The organism is Tabrizicola sp. BL-A-41-H6 (genome assembly GCF_050632395.1).
Lineage (GTDB): Bacteria > Pseudomonadota > Alphaproteobacteria > Rhodobacterales > Rhodobacteraceae > JAUYQR01.
Genome location: NZ_CP192600.1, coordinates 2,241,807 through 2,259,003, shown reverse-complemented (window position 1 = coordinate 2,259,003; position 17,197 = coordinate 2,241,807). Strand labels below are relative to the sequence as shown.

General features: G+C 63.1%; 14 protein-coding genes and 1 pseudogene. 10 read left to right on the top strand and 5 right to left on the bottom strand.

Going from position 1 to position 17,197, the window contains the following annotated elements; genetic code table 11:
• Positions 1-177 precede the first annotated feature (177 nt).
• The 9 genes and pseudogenes from ACROUL_RS11045 (at position 178) to ACROUL_RS11005 (ending at position 10,100) form a co-directional block, all read left to right on the top strand.
• Positions 178-627 carry a hypothetical protein gene (locus ACROUL_RS11045; protein WP_431299532.1) on the top strand — a complete coding sequence of 150 codons (450 nt, stop codon included), beginning with the start codon at positions 178-180 and terminating at the stop codon, positions 625-627.
• Between the two features lie 436 nt (positions 628-1,063).
• Entirely contained in the window at positions 1,064-3,172 is a 2,109-nt protein-coding gene (locus ACROUL_RS11040; protein WP_431299531.1) for an LssY C-terminal domain-containing protein, read from the top strand.
• A gap of 69 nt (positions 3,173-3,241) precedes the next feature.
• Positions 3,242-3,856, top strand: a complete 615-nt coding sequence (locus ACROUL_RS11035; RefSeq protein WP_431299530.1) for a phosphatase PAP2 family protein — start codon at positions 3,242-3,244, stop codon at positions 3,854-3,856.
• Positions 3,857-3,861: 5 nt separating this feature from the next.
• Positions 3,862-5,049 carry an MFS transporter gene (locus tag ACROUL_RS11030; protein WP_431299529.1) on the top strand — a complete coding sequence of 396 codons (1,188 nt, stop codon included), beginning with the start codon at positions 3,862-3,864 and terminating at the stop codon, positions 5,047-5,049.
• A gap of 6 nt (positions 5,050-5,055) precedes the next feature.
• Positions 5,056-5,192, top strand: a pseudogene (locus ACROUL_RS11025) (IS3 family transposase); the annotation flags it as partial.
• A 203-nt stretch (positions 5,193-5,395) separates the two neighbouring features.
• The gene (locus ACROUL_RS11020; RefSeq protein ID WP_431301290.1) at positions 5,396-7,213 is read left to right on the top strand and encodes a methyltransferase domain-containing protein; all 1,818 of its coding nucleotides are present in this window, start codon (positions 5,396-5,398) and stop codon (positions 7,211-7,213) included.
• Positions 7,214-7,330: 117 nt separating this feature from the next.
• Positions 7,331-8,080 (top strand): hypothetical protein, encoded by a 750-nt coding sequence (locus ACROUL_RS11015; RefSeq protein WP_431299528.1) that lies wholly within the window; start codon positions 7,331-7,333, stop codon positions 8,078-8,080.
• An 83-nt stretch (positions 8,081-8,163) separates the two neighbouring features.
• The gene (locus ACROUL_RS11010) at positions 8,164-8,943 is read left to right on the top strand and encodes a glycosyltransferase family 25 protein (protein WP_431299527.1); all 780 of its coding nucleotides are present in this window, start codon (positions 8,164-8,166) and stop codon (positions 8,941-8,943) included.
• A 68-nt stretch (positions 8,944-9,011) separates the two neighbouring features.
• On the top strand, positions 9,012-10,100 hold the full coding sequence (locus ACROUL_RS11005; protein ID WP_431299526.1) for a rhamnan synthesis F family protein: 1,089 nt from the start codon (positions 9,012-9,014) through the stop codon (positions 10,098-10,100).
• On the opposite strand, the gene ACROUL_RS11000 is transcribed toward ACROUL_RS11005, so the two are convergent.
• From ACROUL_RS11000 to ACROUL_RS10985, 4 genes are all read right to left on the bottom strand, one after another.
• The gene (locus ACROUL_RS11000; RefSeq protein ID WP_431299525.1) at positions 10,101-10,988 is read right to left on the bottom strand and encodes an FkbM family methyltransferase; all 888 of its coding nucleotides are present in this window, start codon (positions 10,986-10,988) and stop codon (positions 10,101-10,103) included.
• A 91-nt stretch (positions 10,989-11,079) separates the two neighbouring features.
• Complete coding sequence (locus tag ACROUL_RS10995; RefSeq protein WP_431299524.1) at positions 11,080-12,048, bottom strand: ABC transporter permease; 969 nt, start codon at positions 12,046-12,048, stop codon at positions 11,080-11,082.
• The gene (locus ACROUL_RS10990; RefSeq protein WP_431299523.1) at positions 12,049-13,530 is read right to left on the bottom strand and encodes a sugar ABC transporter ATP-binding protein; all 1,482 of its coding nucleotides are present in this window, start codon (positions 13,528-13,530) and stop codon (positions 12,049-12,051) included.
• A gap of 69 nt (positions 13,531-13,599) precedes the next feature.
• Entirely contained in the window at positions 13,600-14,535 is a 936-nt protein-coding gene (locus tag ACROUL_RS10985; RefSeq protein WP_431299522.1) for a substrate-binding domain-containing protein, read from the bottom strand.
• Between the two features lie 103 nt (positions 14,536-14,638).
• On the opposite strand from ACROUL_RS10985, the gene ACROUL_RS10980 reads away from it, so the two are divergent.
• The gene (locus ACROUL_RS10980) at positions 14,639-16,084 is read left to right on the top strand and encodes a xylulokinase (RefSeq protein WP_431299521.1); all 1,446 of its coding nucleotides are present in this window, start codon (positions 14,639-14,641) and stop codon (positions 16,082-16,084) included.
• A 3-nt stretch (positions 16,085-16,087) separates the two neighbouring features.
• Here the strand turns inward: ACROUL_RS10980 and aroB are convergent, their stop codons facing one another.
• Positions 16,088-17,197, bottom strand: a complete 1,110-nt coding sequence (gene aroB, locus ACROUL_RS10975; RefSeq protein ID WP_431299520.1) for a 3-dehydroquinate synthase — start codon at positions 17,195-17,197, stop codon at positions 16,088-16,090.

Genomic DNA, 17,197 nt, shown 5'->3' with positions numbered 1-17,197 from the left:
GAACGGTGCGGGTCTCCGACCTTTTCGCAGGTAGGATCGCCCCACCCCCTGCCCCACCCTCCGCCCCACCTTTCCTCCCCTCCCTCAGAAACCCCATGCCCTTCTTGCCACTGCAGGAAATCCTGGCGCCCCAGCCAACCTCCCTTTCCTTCGACGTTGAACCAAGGGTAATCCGACGTGCGCACCTGCCTAATCGCCCTCGCTGGACTTGTGGCACTTGGTGGCTGCGTCAGCAACACGGCCAGCATGCAGCTTTACCCGCTGAAGGGCAGCATCGCTGAAACCGACCCGACCCTCGTGATCGAAGCAACGGCGAAGAACGCCAGCGGCACCTCGGGCGCGCTCTCGTTCCAGTTGCCTGAACGCGTAGACTGCCGAGGCACGTGGTCGTCGCTGACCCCGCGCACCGTCTCCAGTTCGCGCGGCATGTCGCTGACCTGGCGCAAGACCGGAGGCGAGGTCGGGTCCGAGATCGCCACGGTCGCAGGCGTGAACAACGGCGAAATCTACGCCGTCTGTGACGACGGCACCCGCGTGCAAGGCACCTTCATAATTGGCTCGGGCACCTCCAGCGGGACGGGGACGGCGACCGACACCAACGGGAACGTGTACAAACTGCTGTTCTGACGCAACGGCTGCCGCTCCGAAATGCCCCAGAAACTGCCCCCGGGGGTGATGGGTGACGGGTCGCCCTGTTGCGATGGGCCACTGGAACGGGTGGGTCGAAGCAGGCAAAAATCCATACGATGGCAGAAAAGTCTGGCTTGTCGTCCCTCCGCCAGAAAGGGAAAGGGCCCGCGAACGGGCCTCCTCCAGATGATCGGTTCGCATGGCTGCGAAGCACTAATGGAGACTGGTGCGCGTATTCAAAATCATTCCTCTCCACGAACGATCTCCGTTTCCTGCCAGAGATGTTTGGCCGGCGAACGTCGCCGCCCGCTGCCGAAGGCGTGACACATGGCTCCACCTTTCCGGTTCAACACTTGGCCGATGCCCGAGCCGCTAGCCTGTTGACGACTTATGGCGAGTTGTTTGCCACAGGCGATAGGAGTAGCCATCCGACATGGCCCTTCCCACAGCGGACACCCTGACCGAGCTGTTACTTCCTTCGCTTCAGTCGATGGGGGTCTGGGCCTATTGGGCCATCGGTGCGGCGGCACTGCTTGAGGCGTTCTTCCTGACAGGGATGGTGTTTCCCGGTTCGATCCTTGTCGATCTGGGTGGAGTTCTGGTGCATCGCGGACTGCTGGATTTCGTCGATCTTCTCTGGTTCGTGTCCATCGGGTCATGGGTCGGCAGCTACGGTAGCTTCTGGTTCGGGCGACGTCTGGCCGCAGGCAAGCGCGGAAGGCGGCTGCTGAACCCCTCCCGATCACCCGCCTTCGGCAAGGCGAAAACCATGGTCGAACGCCACGGCGCGCTTGGCGTTCTGTTGGGCCGATTAAGCGGGCCCGTCGCGGGCCTTGTGCCCTTTGCCGCCGGACTGTCCGGAATGCCGCGCCGCCGCTTCCTGGCGATCAGCGCGCTTGCCGCGGTGCCCTATGCGGTCCTCCACATTGCCATCGGCTACGGGGCAAGCGAGGTCTTCAGTCGCCTCAGCCCTGCGTTCACCCGCGAAGCCGTTGCTCTTGCCGTGGTCCTGCTGGTGCTGGCGCTCATCTGGTATGTGCTTGCGCGGATGATCAGCTTTCTGCCCTGGGTCGGCGCGGTGCTGGCAGCAACCTTGCGCAGCATGGCCAAAGAACCGGCCGTGGCGCGGTGGCTTGCTGCGCGTCCGCGGCTGACCGCTGCCGTTTCCTCGCGCCTGTCACGGACTGGTTTCGCGGGCCTTCCCCTGACGCTGACGATCGTGGCGCTCTTGGCGCTTGGCGCTCTCTGGGTCGGCTCGGTGGTCGATTACCTCTCGGGCGATCCGATCATCCGCGCCGACAGGAACATCGCAAGCCTGCTGCACGCGCTGCAAACTCCAGCAGGGTTGCGGGTCGCCACATATGTCACGGCCATAGGTGACGGGCGGGCGGTAACGGCACTGCTGGCAGCAGCCTGTCTGGCGCTTTGGCTGCGGGGCGAACGTGCGCTTGTGCTTGGGGCGGTGGTGGCCACGCTCGGCCAATCACTGGCGGTGTCCCTGCTCAAGCAACTGTTCGGGCGGGCGCGACCATCGCTTGCCCATTTCACCGAAACGACTGCCAGCTTTCCAAGCGGGCACGCCGCCGTGTCTGTCGCCTTTTTCGGCTTCGTCGCCTATGCCCTCTGGCGCAACCGCCTTGTTCGGCTGCGGATTGTACTGCCAATTGCCGGGCTGACGATCCTGTCGGTCGGCTTCAGCCGGATATATCTGGGCGAACATTACCTGAGCGACGTGGTCAACGGCTTTTTGCTTGGCGCGATCTGGCTGGTGGTGGGCGTTGCGGTAAGCGAGGCGTTGCGGATGGGGCGTTTGCAGCACACTCATCCTCGTCATGGCCCGATCTTTCTGACAGTTCTTCCCTTTCTGGCCTTCGCGGGCTTTATCGTAATGGGCTACGAAAAACCGCTTGCCCCTGTTGCAGCGCCAACCTTGCCGAAGGTTCTCGCCTCTGCGCAAGAGGCGCCAATGCAGCCTGGTTTCGACCCCTATGCCGAAAGTCTGATCGGCACGCAGGTCGAACCGGTGTCGATGATCCTGATCGCGCCGGATGCCGAAACCGTCACCGCCGCCTTTACCAAGGCCGGATGGGACGCCCCCGCCCCCACCGATCTGCCGCAACTTGTCGAGGCGGCCTTCGCAGCCTGGACGAACCACCCCGATCCGGTCGCGCCGATCACCCCCTATTTCCGCAACGGGCAACCGAACGATCTTGCTTTCCAAAAGCCCGACGCGACCGACAGTTTGCGGCGCAGACATCACCTGCGCCTTTGGAAAACGAATTTCCGCCTTGCCAGCGGAGAGGCCCTTTTCCTTGCCGCCGCAAGTTTCGATGACGGTCTGAAATGGGGCCTTGTCCACCATATCTCGCCCGATCTCGATGCCGAGCGCGACGTGATCCTGAAGGGCCTTGCACAGGCGGGCGTTCTCGTCGTGCAATCCGTGGTCGACGGGAACGGGCCGTTGACCGGCAAGGACGAGTTCGGTGATCCGTGGTTTTCCGACGGGCGGATCGTCATCGCAAACGTGAAGCCCGTCCGATAGGTGGCAGCTTTGCCCTGACACACGGCTCTGATAGCCTTTCCCAAAGAGGTTGGGCCCAGAGCGGTGAACATGGATCGGATCGAAGGCTGGAACGCAGCCCTTTTCACCGCACTCAATGCCGATGCAACCTCGCCGCAGGCCCTTGTGCTCATGGCCCGCGTTCTGGCAGAAACCGCGCCCTACGTCGCAGTGGTCGTGTTGGTGCTGCTCTGGGTAAGAACGGGCCGTTTCGTTCGGATGCGCCTGCTTGATGCGACGCTGACCGCTTTCGTCGGGCTGACTGTTGCGCAAGTGATCACGCACATCTGGTATCACCCGCGCCCTTTTGAGCTTGGCCTGGGCCACCAGTTCATGCCGCATGCACCCGAGGCTTCATTCCCGAGCGATCACGCGACATTGCTCTTCGGTCTGGCGCTTCCGCTGCTCTTTGCGAAATCCACGCGGGCGGCGGCCCTTGTGTTTGCGGCGCTCGCGCTCGGGACGGCATGGGCGCGGGTCTATCTGGGCGTGCATTTCCCCTTCGACATGGCGGGTGGTCTGGCGGTCGCTTGTTGCGCTGCACTGTTGGTCTTTGTCCTTCGCCGCCCGCTAAATGCGTGGATTTATCCGCCGGTACTTGCGCTTTACGAAGCCGTCCTGACATCGCTCGGCCTGTCGGGCCGCCTCTTTCCGCGCGGGAAGTGACGGATATGATCCGCAAAAGTGGCATACCGGCGGCGATCTGGATTCTGGGCTTCGTCAGCCTGCTGATGGATATCTCCTCCGAAATGATCCACAGCCTTTTGCCGCTGTTTCTTGTCACCGGACTTAGCAGCAGCGCGCTGACCATCGGCCTGATCGAAGGCGCAGCCGAAGCAACCGCGCTGATCGTCAAGGTGTTCTCCGGCGTGCTGAGCGACTGGGTCGGGCGGCGCAAGGAACTGGCTCTTCTCGGCTACGGGCTGGGGGCGGCGTCGAAGCCGCTTTTCGCGCTGGCGACATCCATCGACCTGATCATCGTGGCTCGGCTGGCCGACAGGGTGGGCAAAGGCATTCGCGGCGCACCGCGCGACGCGCTGGTGGCCGACCTCGCCCCGCCACATCTTCGAGGTGCGGCCTTCGGCTTGCGCCAGTCGCTCGACACGGTCGGTGCCTTTGCCGGGCCGCTTCTGGCCGTGGGCCTGATGCTGCTCTTTGCCAACGATTTCCGTCTGGTGTTCTGGGTCGCGACCATCCCGGCCGTGCTGTCCGTCCTGCTGCTTGCGGCAGGCATCCGTGAACCGGCCCGCCCCGCGGGCGAAGGACGCGGCAACCCGATCACGCGGCAGAATCTTCGGCGCCTGAAGCCCGAGTATTGGGCCGTGGTGGGCATCGGTGCCGTCTTCACCCTCGCCCGTTTCAGCGAAGCCTTCCTCGTGCTGCGCGCGCAGCAGGCAGGCATAGCACTTGCGGCCGTGCCCTTGGTCATGGTGGTGATGAATGTGGTCTATGCCCTGTCGGCCTACCCGATCGGGCGCCTGTCCGACCGCGTCAGCCACCGCGCCCTGCTTGCGGTCGGGCTTGGGCTTCTGATTCTGGCGGACCTCGTCCTCGCCTCGTCCACGGCATGGCCTGTCCTTCTGGCGGGCGTCGCGGTCTGGGGGCTGCATATGGGCATGACGCAGGGGCTGCTCGCCGCGATGGTCGCAGACACCGCTCCACCGGACCTGCGCGGAACGGCATTCGGCTTTTTCAACCTGACCAGCGGCGTGGCGCTTCTGTTCGCCAGTGGCATCGCAGGACTGCTGTGGGATCGGTTTGGACCCGAAGCTACCTTCCTGCTGGGCGCCGTCTTTGCCGGCGTCGCTTTGGTCGTCCTGCTATCGTCTCACCTGAGCCGGTTGGAACGACAGGCTTGACGGCCTGTGCCTGCCGAGACGGAGGTGAAGGACATCCGGCGTGAACGAGCAAGCTGCATTCGTCTGAGGAGAAAATCCGGATCGTGCTGCTGGGGCGTCGTGGCGAAGACAGCATTGTTGAACTTTGCCGCAAGGATGACCTCCAAGGACCTGATAACCATCGAGAGATTCGGTTCCCCGCGCCTCCGTCAACGACCCCGATAGGACCATGCAGTTCTGAAATCCTCGAGCACCTTTTTGATCTGAAACAGGTGTTCTGGCACGTCGTCAAGGCAGCTTTGGTGACGCCGTCCCTGGCTTCCTGCGGCTGTCGTTGAAGTGGTTGCGAAGGTCCGTCGTGACCTTTATGCCGGTATTTAGAAATGCGCTGGCTGGCGGTCTGGGTAGAAGAAGAATGAAGCTTTCAGAATACCTCGCCTTCATCCGCAGTGATCTCCGCGCATATGTGCAAGACGCACCAAAGTCGGGTATCCGGTCGATCTCCATAACGATGGTCAAGAACGAACAGGACATCATCGAACCGTTTCTGAGAACCAATCGGCCATATCTCGACGCAATGATCGTCATGGACAACGGGTCGATAGACGGCACTCGCACCATTGCAATGGAATGCGCACGTGAGTTGGGCGGCATCTTTGTGATCGACAGCCCCGACACGCGGTATGTACAGGCCGACCAGATCACTGCTGCGCTGCGGTTTACTCAAAGTGCATTCTTTGCCGATCACGTCGTCTTCCTCGATTGCGACGAATTCCTGTCTGCGAAGGACCCCAAAGCATTCCACGCAGCACTTGCCTCAGAACCACCAGGAACCGCAACACTCCACCCATGGCGGACTTATTTGCCTGATCCCCAAGGGGGGACGACCGACAGCGATCCACTTGATGCGATCAGATATGTGCGGCGCCAAGAAACACCGGCGTACAAGAAAGCAATTTGGCATCTCGGTGGTTCGTTCTCCGAGGCCATGACAGTCAGCAAGGGCGCGCACTCGGTACGGCTGGGGCGCCACAGGGTACCTGTCAACGACAGACTAGATTCGCCGGTGATCCATATTCCAGTGCGGAGTGCCGATCAGGTCGTGGCTAAGGCAGTGAACGGGTGGAGCAAACTCGTTTCCGAGCAGCCAAGCTTGTCAAACGTGGCCCCCGATTACAAAGGTCAGTCGTACCATCGCAAACGCCTGTTCGATTCGGTGCGCGAATACGGCCTGCCATTGCAGCCGGCCAACCTAGCAGACTTGGCAAACTCTTTTGCTCAAGACGGGCCACCCAAAATTTTTCAGGACAGTGTCAACGCAGAGCGCCCCAGGCTCGATTTGGTACGGCGGTTCTCAAATGGTTTGGGGATGCCCGCAGATGAAGCAGTTTTGAATACAATTATCGGTACATCTGCTTTCAAGTTCGAGACGCTTCTGGAACGGCAAGCGGCCCACGAAGAGGTTTCCAAGCCGATTTCCGAGACTGCATTCTCTCATGACTGGCATTGGTCGCACGTCTTTTTCGATATCGCTCCGTTCCGCTATCTAGCCGAGTATTTCCAGCCAAAAACCGTTCTCGATATCGGTTGTGGCAAGGGCATCTACCTTCGCCTCTTTGAATCGCTTGGGGCAGATGAGATCATCGGCACCGACGGCGTCGATCCGGCCACCACGGTCTTGCGGGACGATCAGTATATCCGGCATGATCTTCACGAACCGCTTGATCTTGGCAAAACGTTTGATCTGGTCATGTGCCTCGAGGTGCTGGAGCATTTGGATCCTGCGGTCACCAGTCTGGCGTTCGACTCGATCGCACGTCATGCCGATAACAGGATCATCTTCTCGGTTGCGGAGCCAGGCCAGAACGGTCACGGTCACATCAACTGCATTCCAATGGACCGGGTTCTTGATCTTTGGGCCGAACGTGGCTGGGTTCCGGATCTGATCGAAACACTTGGTCTGCGTGCCATTTCAACGATGTCGTGGTTCCGCCGAAACCTTCTCGTTTTACGCAAGGCGCGCTCGTCGGAAGACGGTACTGCCGCCGCCGCGTTAAGATCGATCGCCGACTTGCGCTATCAATGGTACGGTCAAAGCTCCGGCATCCGGCCGGCAGCCTTCAGCGAGCCTTACCCACAAAGCAATCAAGCGTATGGACGCACTCGCGGTCGCAAACCTGCGTAGATCAAACCAAGAGCTGTATTCTGACGCTCATGAAAACCGTCCTCAAGGCAAGGTGGTTTGACAAGCTCCCCATCTCGTGAGACCAAGTCGGCCTCTGGCAGATGTACGTTGAGGCGAATGGACAAGACCGTAATCTGCATGAAGTGGGGCGATCTGTACGACGCCGAGTATGTCAACGTGCTCTATAACGCGGTGCGTGCGAACCTTGCGGAACCTTTCCGTTTTGTCTGCCTGACCGATAATGCAGACGGTCTTTCCCCAGGCATATCCGCCTTCCCGATTCCCGACATCGGACTGACGCCTCGTCAGTGGCGCGGTGGTGGATGGCCCAAGCTGTCGGTCTTCATCGATGACCTCTACGGGCTCTCGGGCCGCGCGCTTTTCATCGACCTCGACATGATGGTCGTAGGGGACCTCCAGCCGTTCTTCGAGTACGGCAGCGGGCTGATCGCCATCGACGAAGGTGCCTGGAAGGGCGGCCCCCCTTCGACCATGAGCTCGATCTTCGCGTTCGACATAGGGGCTCACACCGACCTCGTGGACCGGATGCGGGAAGACCCCAACGCGATGGAGGATTTGTATGGCTACGAGCAGAACTTCTTGCATGGCGAGGCCGAGCGAGTAGGTTACTGGCCGAACTCCTGGCTCGCGAGTTTCAAGCGACATTTGCGTCGGCCGCTCTTGCTTGACCGCATCCTGCCCCCTAAGATGCCAGCGCCCAATGTAAAGATCGTGGTCTTCCACGGTCTTCCCCGACCGCGAGATCTCGTACGTTCGGGAAAGGGAAACCGTGATCGCTTCCCGCACTTCATCGGGGGGCCGGTTGGCTGGGTTGTGGCCTACTGGAACCGGTATGTTGTTTCCTGAGTGCCCCGCCGACCCTCGTTCCTCATCCAGTTTGAGTTTCAGGTATTGGGCTAAACACACTTTCTTCTGACCAAGGAGAGGGAATGCCCCTCGCGCGCAAAGACCTCAGAACATGGCTGATCAACCTGCCGCGCGCCGTCGAGCGCCGGAGGAAGATGGAAGCGCAGCTTTCCCACCTTCCGTTCCAGCACAAGGTTTTCGATGGCATCGACGGAAAGGCGCGCGAGGCTGAACTCATCCAGACTGTGGATGTCGAAGCCTTCGAACGGAACATGGGCCGCAATATCCTGATCGGAGGAATTGGCTGCTACCATTCTCACCTTGCTGTCTGGAGGGAATTCCTTGCGACGGGGGCACCAGTTGCGCTGATCCTCGAAGACGATGTGGTTTTCCATGATGACTTCGTCTCTGCCGTGGATGCGGCCTTGGCAGCTTCTGATCGCTGGGACATGCTGAAACTCAACAAAATCCGCGCAAAGCTGCCCGTCTCGCAGGGCAAGATCGGCACCTACACCCTGAACGCCTATGTCGGCCCTGCCACGGGCACCGGCGCCTATCTGATAAAAAGAGAGACGGTAGAAAAATTGCTGCCTCGGATGCTTCCGATCACGCGCGCCACCGACCACGAGATAAACCGGTTCTTTCTGCACGACTTCCGGCTCTTCGGTCTGGAGCCTTTTCCCAGCCATGTGGATGACGGGAACATCAGCTTCATCACCGGCGTAGCATCAGGGGATCTGAAGAAGTTCAAATGGTACAAACGGCTGCCCAGCTATTGTCTGCGTGCAGCCAACTACTGGAGACGCCTCAAATACCTGATACGGATAGGCGCGTTTCCCGGGCCTAAGAAGACGCATGACTAGCCGAATAAAGCCCGACGCAAAGCGCATTCATCCTGTGGGGTTGGCGTCCCTTGCCGGGTCAGGCCACGATGTCTGAAGGTAAGGCCATACGGGAACTTCGTCGCGTCTTTTACAAGGCGATGGACCCGTTATACGCCTTGGTCGAAGCGGTGCCCCAATTCCTTTACGACCGCCAGTTCTACCGACATGTCCGGGTGACGGAAGGACGGCACACCCCCACGAATGGCAAGCTCGCACTTCATATCCTTTTCCAGCCAGCCGGCCTGCTGCCCTCGACTTTTCTGACAGTAAGCCACCTCGCGAAAAAGGACTACTCGGTCGTCGCAGTATCCAACGCGCCGCTGTCGCAAAAGGATCGCGAAGACCTGCTGTCCTCCGTGGCTCTTCTGGTCGAAAGACCAAACTACGGCCACGATTTCGGCGGCTATCGTGACGGCCTTCGCGTCGTGCAAGACCGAGGCATCACCCCGTCGCGCCTGTTGTTGCTGAACGACAGCATCTGGTTTCCCCTTTCGTCGAACGAGACGCTGCTTTCCGAACTGGAGCACGGAACCGAGGGGCTGACCGGACCGATGTTCGAACGAAAAGCCGGGCGACGTCATGCCGGGCACTTCGAATCCTACATGATGATGGTTGGTCACAGAGGGCTTGCCTCCCCGGCATTCTCTGATTTCTGGCGGGGCTACCAGGTGTCCAGCACCCGTCGAAAAGTGCTCGCTCGAGGTGAAAAGGGGTTCTCTCGGGCCTTGTTGGACGCAGGCGTGCCGTCGAAAGTCTTTGGTTCACGACACGCATTTGCCGAGGCGATTGAGGGCGCTTCCACCAAATTTCTGCAAGAAGCCATCACATATGCAGAACATGACAATCCCCAGCACGAGCAACGCCGAAAAAGCCTTGTCGGTTTGATCAGCGCCCAGGCACCCAACCAAAAACTCATCCGCGACCACATTCTGGACGTGGCGCGAACCGCAAGCCTTCAAGAGGCTTTTCCGCTGGCTTCGATGCGGATATTCAACCTGCCGCTGCTGAAGAAACGGCAAATCGCCAGTTCCGTGGCCATGCGACGTGCCTACCTGAAAGCCGTGGATGACGGCTTTCTGGATGAACCGGATCAACAAATCCTTCGCGAAATCAGAAGCTTGACGCCCAGGCCTTAGTCACGTCAGCGCAAGCAAGGGATCGCGCGAACAGACCACCAAACTGTAGCGCGCATCCGGTTGCAGCGGAAACTCGACGGGTGCAAACTCACGTCGCTCGCTTGGCGCCCTGCCGATCAGTGACATCAAGGTTTTCATGCGCTTGAACGTACGTCGCGGCAATCTGGCAATCCGGGTGGCGGGGCGCGACGCAATAAAGCTGGTGTATCCCAGGCTTCTCAGCAGATCGATCGACGGTGTCGATCCCTCCTTGATGTCTTCGGGCAGCACCTCCATCGCGACGACCGGCATGTCTCGACGCAGCGTTTGCTCGGCCCCGCGCAGTGCCGCCTCCTCATGCCCCTCGATGTCCAGCTTGATGAAGGACACGCGTTGCACCGTCACCTCCTGGATCGTGTCGATCGGAACAAGGTTCAGGGTAACCGGTTTGCTGCCAAGGCCGATGGGGCGGTCCGATGGGCGAACAGAGGTGGCGCCAAGATTCAGCAGATCCTGTGCAACCGTCACCACGGCTTTCGCGTCCGATGCACCCACGTTAAGCGCTACGACATTCGGCACCAGATCCGCATTGCAGGCCAAAAGGCGGAATGTCCGCGGGTGCGGTTCAAGGCTTACAACGCTCGGGAAGTGGCGCGCAAAGAACAGGCTGTGATTTCCGATGTTTGCCCCGACATCGATGGCCTGCCCGCTTCGATCCATCCGTGGAAAGATAAACTCTTCAAGCGCCTCCAGCTCATATCTTTCATACTGACCGTCAAGATGCAGCGACACAGAGATGGTATCGAACGCAAAACAGGCCAGTTGCGGATAGCGTCGTGCATGTTCCTCTGACGCCTCAGAGAGATACAGCTTCGCCATCTTCTTCAAAAACACTTTCCGGGTGCTCATCGGCTCGTCACCTTTGTTCGGGGTCCCAATGGCCAATCCAAGGTTGTGCAGCTTTTGGCAGCATAGATGCGGCTAAGCAACGGTGATGCGGCTAGCGCATCCCCACCGCGCGCCTTCCGATCGCGCTGATCGACACGGCGGCAAGGATTATCGCCCCCACCAGCACCTCGCGCACATAGCTGTCGACGTTCAACTGGGTCAGGCCGTTGTCCATCACTCCCAGCACGACCACCCCCGCCAGCGTCGCCAGCACCCGCGGCTGGCCGCCCCTGGTCATCGTCATGCCCAGAAACACCGCGGCAATCGCCGTCAACATCAGACCGTCGCCCTGCGTCGGGTTGGCCGAGGCAACGCGTGAGGCATACATCAACCCCGCCACCGCAGCCCCTGCCCCGGTGAACACGAACGCCGTCAGCCGCAGCCGTGCGACCTTGACCCCCGCCAACCGCGCCGCCTCCATGTTGCCTCCAAGCGCGTAAAGCCTGCGGCCATAACTCGTCTGTTCCAGCACCAGCCAGACAAGTGCCACACACAGGAACGCAACGATCGCCAGCCATGACAGCACCAGTGGCCGCTCACCGCCGCCAAGCACGATCCCGCCCCGCGCGAACCCGGCAAAGGCTTCGGGAATCGCGCGGCCCGAAATGGTCTTGCCGTCCGACACAAGGAACGCCACGCCGCTGAAGATGGTCAGCGTCGCCAGCGTGGCCACGAATGGAAGAATCCCCAAAAGACTGACCAGCGCCCCGTTCAGCGCCCCCCCCAGTATCCCCACCGCCAGCGCCGCAGCCACCGCCACCGCGATCCCGTGGCCCTGCGCAAACAGCACCGCCGCCACCACGCCCGCCAGCGACGCCATCGCCCCCACTGACAGATCGAAATCCCCGACCGCCATCACCACCGTCATCACCGCGGCGACCACGATCAGCATCGACATCTGCTGGCTGAGGTTGACCCAGTTGCGCGCCGTCATGAAGGTTTCCGGCAGCATCACCCAAAAGAAAAGGATCACCGCCGCCATGCCGATCAGCGTGCCGTAAGTTCGCAGCGCGTGCCCCATTCAGGCAGCCTCCCCGTCATAGATCGCGGCCAACAGCGCCGCCTCGCTCAGCCCTTCGGCGGCAAGGTCGCGCCCCGGCCTGCCATCCCGTACCAGCACGATCCGGTCGCAAAGCCCGATCAGTTCGGCAAGGTCCGACGACGCGACAGCGACGGCTGCACCCCCTTCCGCCATCCGCCGCACCAGCGCGTAGATGTCGGCCTTGGCCCCCACATCGACGCCCCGCGTCGGCTCGTCCAGCAGCAGGACGCGCGGCTTTCCGGCCAGCGCGCGAGCGAACAGAACCTTCTGCTGGTTGCCGCCCGAAAGTTCCGCCACCGCCTGTCCCGGTCCTTCGGCCTTCAACCGCACCGCAGCACCGCTATCGGCCACCAGCCGCGCCTCGGCACGGTGGCGCAGGATCCCCGCGCGGGCCAGCCAGCCAAGATGCGGAAGGCTGACACTGCGCCCAAGACCCTGCCCCAGCATCACGCCCTCGGACCGGCGATCGCGCGGAACATAGGCAATCCCCGCCGCCCAGGCCGCAGTTGGCCCCGGTGGCACCTCAACCCCGTCCAGACGCACTTTTCCCGCGCGCGGCAGCGCCCCGATCAGGGTCTTCAACAGCGCATTGCGCCCCGCGCCCGCGAGCCCGGCAAGGCCCACCACCTCGCCTGCCCGCAGCGCAAGGCTGCCACCGGCAAGACCGTCAGCCTCCAGCAGCACCCGCCCCACCCTCGCCGCGCGCGGCGGAAACAGCGCGTCCACCGCCCGCCCGGTCATGTCGCGGATGATCCGGTCGCGGTCCATCGCGGCGCGGTCCAGCACCGAGGCCGTCACCCCGTCGCGCAACACCGTCACCCGGTCGGCAAGGCGCATCACCTCGTCCATCCTGTGCGACACGTACAAGACCGCCGCCCCCCGCCCGACCAGCCGCCCGATCACCGCGAACAACCGCTCCGCCTCGGCATGGCTCAGCGCGGCGGTCGGTTCGTCCAGCACGTAAAGCCAGGGCTCCGGCCCGCCATCGGCAATCAACGTCGCGGCGATCCGCGCCAGCATCCGGTCGCCGGGGCCAAGATCGGCCATCGTCGCGCGCGGGTCGATCTCTGCGATTCCCAGTTCCGCCAAAGCCGCCGCCGCCGCCGCGCGCATCCGGCCCCAGTCGACCAGGCCCCACCGCTGCGGGATGCGGTGCGCAAGGTGCATGTTTTCGGCCACCGACAGCCCCGGCACCACCTGCATCTCCTGATGCAGAAACCGAAACCCCGCCGCCGTCGCCACCTCAGGCCCGGTCAGCCGCAGGGGCGCACCGTCCAGAACCACCTCGCCTGCATCCGCCCGCTCCAGCCCCGCCAGCACCCGGATCAGCGTCGACTTGCCCGCGCCGTTCTCGCCCATCAGCGCGTGAACCTCGCCGCCGCGCAAGGCAAGAGACACCCCGCGCAACGCCAATGTCGGCCCGTAAGCCTTTGCCACACCTGTCAAAAGCAGATGACGCATCAGCTTCCTCTTTGCAAAAATATCCCCGCCGGAGGCTCCGGCATCACAGCCAGTGCCTCCGGCAGCCGTTCACTCTGCCGCATTCGCCGCCGTGATCAGCTTCGTTGGAACATAGATCACGTTGGCCTTCAGCGTCTCGCCGCCCAGTACGCGGGCCACGGTGTCAGCCGTGGTGCGCCCGATCCCGGCAAAGTCCTGCGCGACCGAGGCTTCGAAGTTGCCGCCCTTGGCAATCTCGTCTCGCGCCTGCGGGTTGGCGTCGATCCCGGTAATCACGATGCCCTCACCCTGCCGACCGGCCGCCTCGATGGCCTGCAATGCCCCCAGAGCGGGCTGGTCCCATGCCGCCCAGACCGCCTTGATGCTGCCGGGTTCCGGGTTGGCGGCCAGCACCGCCTCCATCTTGGCCCGCGCATCCGCTATGCCGCCATCGGCCACATCAGGCGTGATCCGGTCCAGCACCTTGATGTCGGGGTAATTGCCAAAGACCGCGTCCGCGATCACGCCACGCACCTGCACCGGCGGGAACGGATCAAAGGTGAACATCACCACATTGCCCGCGCCACCGATCCGGTTGGCCACATAGACCGCCGTCTCCGCAGCCATCGCATAGCCGTTCGAGGTGATGTTGGCCTTGATCCGTGCATCCGCCCCGGCATCCATCCCGAACACCGGAATGTTCGCCGCCGCCGCCGCATCAAGCCCCGCCCCAACCTGCGCCGGATCGACGTTCAGCACGATCGCATCGACGCCCTGGTTGACCACGTCCTCCATCCGGCTGATCACCGCCGCCACGTCCCCGGCGGTGTCGATGACGTTGACCTCCCAGCCAAGCTCGCCCGCCCGCGCCTGAAACGCCTCGACGTAAAACTGCGTGCCGGGCTGCGCGAGGTAGGGCGTGATCACCGCGATCTTCTCGCCTTCCGCCGCCGCCGCACCGGCAAATGCCACACTTGCCACGAACCCAAGTCCCACCGCCGCGCGGCGGGTGAATGTCAGTGCCATCGTCTCTGTCTCCCCCAAGGAACCGACCGGTCTTATCCGGTTGCGCTGCGAACTCTGTCAGGCCACAGTTGCCTCGTCCAGCAGATTACGGGAGAGAGTGATCATGCAAGACGCGGTCCTCATCGGCATCGACGTGGGCACCACCTCGGTCAAGGCGGTAATGCTTACGGCGACAGGCCAGCGGCTGGCGGATTTCACCGCCACCTACCCCACCCATCGCCCCGGCCCTGCGTTGGTGGAACAATCACCCGACGACTGGTTTCGCCTCGTCCTCGCCGCGCTGACCGGCTTTGCCGACCGGCCCGAGGCGGCGCACGCCGCGGCGATCTGCCTGACCAGCCAGGTCAATACCCATGTCTTCACCGACGCGGGCCTCGCACCCCTCCACCCCGCAATCGTCTGGCAGGACGGTCGCGCCGAAGCCGAGGCGGCCCGCCTCGACGGCAAGGTCACAGCCGCGCAAAAGACTGACTGGCTCGGCGCGCCGATCCCGATCGACGCCAGCCACGCGCTGGCCCGCATGGCCTGGATGAAACGCCATCACCCCGCAATCTGGGCGGCAACGGCGCATGTCCTGTTGCCGCGCGACTTCCTCGTCGCGCGGCTGACCGGCCGGGTCGGGTCCGATCCGATCTCGGCGGTCGGCCTAGTCACGCCCGCCCTGCAGTATGCCAAGCCCCTCATCGCCCTTCTGCCCGGCGCGCTGAAACGCCTGCCGCCGCTGTGCGACCCGCTCAGCGTCGCCGGCACCGTGCTGCCCGGCCTGCCCTTCGCCGGCCTGCCCGTCGTGACCGGCGTGATGGATGCCTGGGCCAGCCTTTTCGGCATCGGCGTCGCATCGCAAGGTCAGGCGATGTATCTTTCCGGCACCTCCGAAGTCCTCGGCCTGATCAGCCCCGACATCTCCGGCGAACCCGGCGTCATCACGTTTCCCGCCTGGCGCGGAATCACCCTGCACGCCGCACCCACCCAAGCGGGCGGCGCCTCGCTCGACTGGGTTGCACGGCTGCTCGGTCGCGATGCCGCGTCGCTGGACGCAGCGCCGATCACGGCGCAAAGCCCGCTCTTCCTGCCGCACCTGCAGGGTGAACGCGCGCCCCTTTGGGACGCATCGGCGCGCGGCACCTTCGCGGGCCTCACCACCGCCACCGGCCCTGCCGAATTGGTGACGGCGGTGATGGAAGGCGTCGCCTTCTCTGCCCGTCTCGCGATGGAGGCGCTGCAGCGCTCGGCAGGCATGATCCCCGGCCAGATCCAGACCGGCGGAGGCGGTGCGGCGTCCGACCGCTGGTGCCAGATCCGCGCCGACGTGTTCGGCCTCCCGTTCCTGCGGGTGGAGGGGCGCGATCCCGGCGCACTTGGTGCGGCCGTCATGGCTGGCGTCGGTTCCGACATCCTGCCCGATCTGGCGCAGGCCGCCGCAGCAATGATCCGCACCGACCGGGTGTTCGAGCCCGATCCCGCGGCCAAGGCGATGGCAGACCGGCGTTTTGCCATCTGGCAGCAGCTTTACGCCCAGGTTCGCCCGATCAACGCCGCCTTGGCCTGACGCTTACCGCCCCGCCAGCGCGTCGGCCAAAAGCCCCCGCACCGCATCCATAGGCACGTCCTCGGCCACGAAGGCGCTGCCGATGCCGCGCGCCAGAATAAAGCGCAGCCGCCCGTCGATCACCTTCTTGTCCTGCCCCATCAGCGCCAACAGCGCCTCTGCCCCCGGCAGATCGCCCGGAATGTCCGCAAGGTCCACGCGCATCCCCATTGCTTTCAGATGCGCGCGCACCCGGCTGGGTTCTTCCTGCGAACACAGGCCCAGCCGCGACGACAGCTCGAACGCCAGCGCGCAGCCGATCGCCACGCCTTCGCCGTGCAGCAGGCGGTCGGAATACCCCGTCGCCTTTTCCAGCGCGTGACAGAAGGTGTGGCCAAGGTTCAATAGCGCCCTTTCGCCCTCTTCTGTTTCGTCGCGCGAAACAATCCCGGCCTTCATCTCGACCGACCGCGTCACCGCATGAAGCCGCGCATCCCGGTCGCCGGCGCGCATTGCCGGGCCATTGACCTCCAGCCAATCAAAGAAAGCGGCATCCCCCAGCAGCCCGTATTTCACCACCTCGCCGTAACCCGAAAGGAAATCCCGCGCTGGCAGACTGTCCAGCACCGCGATATCCGCCAGCACCAGCGACGGCTGGTGAAACGCGCCGACAAGGTTCTTGCCCTGTGCGGTGTTGATCCCGGTCTTGCCGCCAACCGAACTGTCGACCTGCGCCAGCAGCGTCGTCGGCAGTTGCACGAACCGCACTCCCCGGCGCAGCACGGCCGCGGCAAAGCCGACCAGATCGCCGATCACCCCGCCGCCGAAGGCCACGACCACATCGCGCCGCTCGACCTTCTGTTCCAGCAACCATTCGACAGTGCGCGAAAACTCCGGCCAGCCCTTGGTGCCTTCACCCGGCGGCAGTGCCAGCGACGCGACCGCAATGCCTTCGACCGCGAATGCAGCCTCCAGCCGCGCCAGATGCGCCTTGGCAACAGTTGCGTCCGTCACCACCACGACCCGCCGCCGCGCCAGCAAGGGCGCAATCTCGGCCCCCGCGCGGTCAATCAGGCCCGCACCGATTCGCACCTCGTAGGACCGCTCCCCGAGGTCAACCGCAACCCTGTTCAA

Coding starts and splice junctions, on each gene's coding strand:
- ACROUL_RS11040 (WP_431299531.1), top strand. CDS start 1,064: ATGGCCCTTCCCACAGCGGACACCCTGACCGAGCTGTTACTTCCTTCG.
- ACROUL_RS11035 (WP_431299530.1), top strand. CDS start 3,242: ATGGATCGGATCGAAGGCTGGAACGCAGCCCTTTTCACCGCACTCAAT.
- ACROUL_RS11030 (WP_431299529.1), top strand. CDS start 3,862: ATGATCCGCAAAAGTGGCATACCGGCGGCGATCTGGATTCTGGGCTTC.
- ACROUL_RS11020 (WP_431301290.1), top strand. CDS start 5,396: ATGCCGGTATTTAGAAATGCGCTGGCTGGCGGTCTGGGTAGAAGAAGA.
- ACROUL_RS11015 (WP_431299528.1), top strand. CDS start 7,331: ATGGACAAGACCGTAATCTGCATGAAGTGGGGCGATCTGTACGACGCC.
- ACROUL_RS11010 (WP_431299527.1), top strand. CDS start 8,164: ATGCCCCTCGCGCGCAAAGACCTCAGAACATGGCTGATCAACCTGCCG.
- ACROUL_RS11005 (WP_431299526.1), top strand. CDS start 9,012: ATGTCTGAAGGTAAGGCCATACGGGAACTTCGTCGCGTCTTTTACAAG.
- ACROUL_RS11000 (WP_431299525.1), bottom strand. CDS start 10,988: ATGAGCACCCGGAAAGTGTTTTTGAAGAAGATGGCGAAGCTGTATCTC.
- ACROUL_RS10995 (WP_431299524.1), bottom strand. CDS start 12,048: ATGGGGCACGCGCTGCGAACTTACGGCACGCTGATCGGCATGGCGGCG.
- ACROUL_RS10990 (WP_431299523.1), bottom strand. CDS start 13,530: ATGCGTCATCTGCTTTTGACAGGTGTGGCAAAGGCTTACGGGCCGACA.
- ACROUL_RS10985 (WP_431299522.1), bottom strand. CDS start 14,535: ATGGCACTGACATTCACCCGCCGCGCGGCGGTGGGACTTGGGTTCGTG.
- ACROUL_RS10980 (WP_431299521.1), top strand. CDS start 14,639: ATGCAAGACGCGGTCCTCATCGGCATCGACGTGGGCACCACCTCGGTC.